The 4,522-nt window shown below is 54.0% G+C and carries 2 protein-coding genes; one reads left to right on the top strand and one right to left on the bottom strand.

Annotated features, from left to right (window positions below; genetic code table 11):
• Nucleotides 1-129 precede the first annotated feature (129 nt).
• Nucleotides 130-2,868 carry a TonB-dependent receptor domain-containing protein gene (locus tag ACESLU_RS12060; RefSeq protein ID WP_372638900.1) on the bottom strand — a complete coding sequence of 913 codons (2,739 nt, stop codon included), beginning with the start codon at nt 2,866-2,868 and terminating at the stop codon, nt 130-132.
• A 522-nt stretch (nt 2,869-3,390) separates the two neighbouring features.
• On the opposite strand from ACESLU_RS12060, the gene ACESLU_RS12055 reads away from it, so the two are divergent.
• Entirely contained in the window at nt 3,391-4,464 is a 1,074-nt protein-coding gene (locus ACESLU_RS12055) for an MBL fold metallo-hydrolase (RefSeq protein ID WP_372638899.1), read from the top strand.
• Nucleotides 4,465-4,522 lie beyond the last annotated feature (58 nt).

Genomic DNA, 4,522 nt, shown 5'->3' with positions numbered 1-4,522 from the left:
TTGAAGATCGTGACATCAGATGCAGGTATGTACCGGCACCTGTCCCCTGTGCCCCTTCAGCCTTACAAGCCATCTCTATATCTGTTGTTATTAATTCTACCGGTATTATTGCAATATCCCTGGACAACATCAGTATTTCAGCGTCAGTTTTGTAAAGTAATAGGTTCCATTGAATCCGTGCTGGGAGGGCGGATACTTGAATACATTGAAATAGCTGTTGGCGTACCGGTGCTCATCGGGATACACAGCAAAGATGTTGTTGCCCCCGGCGGTGACGTCCAGGGCCTCCGACAGGCCGTAGGTCAGGCTCAGATCGGTTACGAATTTGGCACTGTAGGTCTGCGGCTCCCCGAAAGCACCGCCGGTATTCAGGCTGACCTCCCCGAACCGGACGCCCCGCACCATGGCCGACAGCGGACCGATATCATACTGCAGGGTGGCGGAAATCTTGGACTGGGGATCCCCCTCCTCCAGCCGCAGCCGGTCCCACGGCTGCAGGTATAAATCAGCCTGCTCTTCGAGCTGGGGAGAGGTTTCCACGGCTCCCTGCACCTTGACCTCATTAACATTGGCTCCCAGTGAAAAATTCAGCTGGCTGTCGTTGGCAAAGGGCTGGTTGTAGGTGGCTACGATATCCACTCCACGGGTCCGCGTGTCGATGGCGTTGGTGAAAAAATTGGCGGCCGACACCCCATATTCGCGAAGCTCCGCGGCGATGGTCCCCGGCAGTTCACTGACATTGAATTCACTGGTGAGTATAATGCGATCGTCCACATCTATCTGGTAGAAGTCCGTGGTCAGACTCACATTCTGAAACGGCCGGAGCGTGAATCCGAGGCTGTAGTTGGTTGAGGTCTCTTCGGTCAGGTCGGGTATGCCCAGCAGGTCGGCGGGACGACTGTTATTGTTGAACGTGCCGATCTGTACCAGGCGGTTGTTGGCATTGAAATCGCTGGATACTTTATTATAATATACCTGGTGGAGTGAGGGAGCGCGAAAGCCGGTGTTAAGGGCCCCGCGGATGGTTAGGAACCTTCCCAGCAGATATCGGGCCGACACCTTTCCGTTGAGCGTATTGCCAAAGTCGCTGTACCGCTCAAAGCGGGTGGCCCCCGTCACCAGGAAGTCCTCGGTCAGGTTCACTTCCACATCCGCAAAAGCTGCAATGTTGGTCCGCGTGGCGTTCACCTCGTCAGTGGGACGGAAGCCCGGGTAGCCCTGCGATCCGGCGGTTCGTCCCAGTGTATCTGTCTGACCCACTACCACCCCATTGGAAACACTATCCACAACACCGTAATTGCGATAGGAGGGCTCGTCGCCGGCGTTAATGCCATAATTGTCCACCCGGAACTCCGAACCAAATGCCACATTGATGCCGGACAGGGCCCGGCCAAATCGTTTGGCAAAGGTGAGTCCGGTCACATTCTGGCTGAATGAGAATCCACCCACATCGAAAGCCGTCGGGGAGGAAGCGCCCAGGGTGGCATTCACGCTGTTGGTCACCCGAAAATCAAAAGCATTCCTTCCGAAACTGTTGCTGAAATCGACCTCCCATCCCCTGTATGTCCCGCGGATGCCGGCCGTAAGGGACTTGTCGGTAATAGAGGATTCGGTCAGCGGCTGAAATCCATGCGGATAAATCTCCGGGACATTCCCCCCGTCGACGGGCAGGCGCCGGAAAGGGAAGCCAGTCCCCTGCTTGTTGCTCAGGCTTCCAAAAAAATACACCTCCGTGCCCTGATCATCCACGGGAACCGCTCCATTGACAAACGTAGAGGCGATCTGCATGCCGGCATCGCCGATATGGAACTTGAAGTCATCTCGCGTTTTCCCCCGCGCCTGGATTTCGGCGTTGTCTTCTGCCAGGGCCTCGTCCGGATTCTCGTCAAAGGGGTAGGCAAAACCGGGGGTATACACATGCAAGTCGTGATCGCCCGTCCGGTTCGTGGGCTCACGGTTGATAAAGGATCCGGTAATATTCACATACCCTTCTTCTCCCAGTGTAAAGCCGTAGTTCGCATTGACTTTGGCCGTTTCGCCGTCGCCTTCCCGGTAAACCCCGGCTGTTGCGCTGGTGCTCAGGGTGCCGGTATCTTCTTTCAGGATAATATTGATGACGCCGGCAATCGCATCCGAGCCGTACTGGGCCGCCGCCCCGTCGCGCAGGATCTCAATCCGGTCGATGGAAGCGGTGGGGATCACCGACATATCGGTTCCCACCGTCCCCCGCTTGCCTCCCAGCAGGTTAATGACCGAGCTGGTATGGCGGCGCTTTCCGTTGATGAGCACCAGCAGCTGGTCGGGACCCATTCCCCTGAGCGAGGCGGGGGCATTGTGTTCCGATTCATCCGCTGCGGACTGCCGGTTTGACTGGAATGACGGGGCGACATAAGTCAGCAGCTGATTGACATCCACCTGCGGTGCCCGGGTATCGAGGTCTTCAACGGAAATCACATCAATAGGCACCGCCGACTCCAAATTGCTTCGCCCACCGCTGCGGGTTCCGGTTACCACCACCTCATTCCCTGAAATATAGGAGGAGGTAAGGGATACATCCAGTGTTCTGACTTCACCCGGTGAAAGATCCTCCAGCGTTTCGGTCCTGCTCTCGTATCCTATATAGGAATACCGAAGCTCCGCTTCCCCTGCCGGTATGTCCAGCGAATAGCGGCCGTCCCGGTCGGTTACGGTGCCGCGGGAAGTATCAAGCAGCCGGATGTTCACACCCGGCAGCCCTTCTCCGGTCGCCCGGTCGACCACTGTACCTTCTACGGTTGCCGTCTGCTGGGCCCGGCTTTCCTGCGGGAGATATAAGAAAAAGAGAACGGCCATGAAAAGATATCCAAAAATGTTATTTCTGATGAGCATAATGATCCTGTACGTAATTAAATTGAGCTGTTACATTAAAGAAGGCTTTACAAAGCCGTTCTTTAGGCCAATATCTGCATTTTCGCACCTTCAAAATCCTCACATATGTCTTCTTATATGCTGTGGTTTTGAATGCGCCCAGGCTTTGCTATTTTCCGATGCTTCGGGACTGGTTTTTCAAAGGCTTCTTAAAATTAATGGAAAAAGTACTTTAACATTAAATCCTAAAAAGCAACGTATTACCGATATACAACATTCATGCAACACTCAAGATGACGCTTTTCCAAAACGCTTTTGATTGTATCATGACCGCTAAAATATAAGCAAATCGATACGTCATTCTCAGCTGTTTTTTGCGGAGACCGTACCTGCCCCTCATTATCCAATCTACCGTGTATATCTTATCGGTAACTTTTTTTATATTAGCCTCTTTTAATCTGAAAAATATCGCTTCCTCAAAATAAACGATACTTTTCCGATCGATGTTTTCAATCCTGTTATAAAGAAACGAAAAACCGTCACATGTTCTTCTGGCCCCTGTTAACCGCATTACTGTCCCTCGGGATCGCCCTTATTGTTGTGGACAAGTTAATTTCAGCTCCGAGATATAAAGAAGGAGCGTCCGATCATTTCAACGGGAAAAAGTTTGTCAATCCCAACGAACTGGACGAGCACCATTACGGGAATGTGTTAAAGTGGTGGTTTTCGGGCAATAATAAAGGCCCGTGGCATAAGCTAACCGAAGAGGACCTGCCTGTTCCCCCGAAACCGTCCCCGGCGGTGGCCCGCAGGGAACTGCATGTAACCTTCGTCAATCACGCCACGTTCCTGCTTCAGTTTGACGGACTCAATATCCTCACCGACCCGATCTGGAGTCATCGCGCCAGTCCCTACCAGTGGATCGGCCCCCGGCGCATGCGTCCCCCGGGACTCAAATTCAATGATCTTCCCCCCATCGATGCAGTACTCATCTCCCATAACCACTACGATCACCTGGACCTGCAAACCGTGAGAGACCTTCGCCGGAGGCACGATCCTACCTTTGTGGTCCCGCTCGGCGTCGAACAGTTTCTGCATGAGCACCATATTGATAAAACGGTGCAGCTGGACTGGTGGCAGGGGAAGCGGCTCCATGAGAAGCTTGCACTGACCGCCGTACCGGCCCGCCATTTTTCGGGCCGCGGACTGTTCGATCGCAACAAAACCCTCTGGTGCGGGTACGTACTGCACACGGAGCTGGGGAACATCTACTTCGCCGGTGACACGGGCTATGGTGATTTCTTCCGGGAAATCGGCCGGGAATTCGGCCCCATGCACACCTCTTTCATTCCCATCGGCGCCTATAAACCCCGCTGGTTTATGGAGTCCATTCACCTGTCCCCCGAAGAAGCGGTCGCGGTCCACCACGATGTACAGTCCGAACAGAGCTTCGCCATGCATTTCGGTACCTTCCCGATGGCGGATGACGGGATGTTTGAAGCAACCCGAGCCCTGAAACAGGAACTCCGGGGAGATCCGCTGCTGCAGCAGGAGTTTCGTATTCCCATCGAGGGAGAGCGCCATATCATCCGCGCTTCAAAAGAGGCGGGCTCCTGACGAATACGAAGAATGAAGGTCCCCCGGCCACGGATGTCTCCCTGCCCCGAATGTTATG

Origin of the sequence: Fodinibius sp. (assembly GCF_041642155.1) — a bacterium.
GTDB lineage: Bacteria > Bacteroidota > Rhodothermia > Balneolales > Balneolaceae > Fodinibius.
Note: the sequence above shows the minus strand (reverse complement) of the source record. Positions and strands in the feature narration are given on the sequence as shown.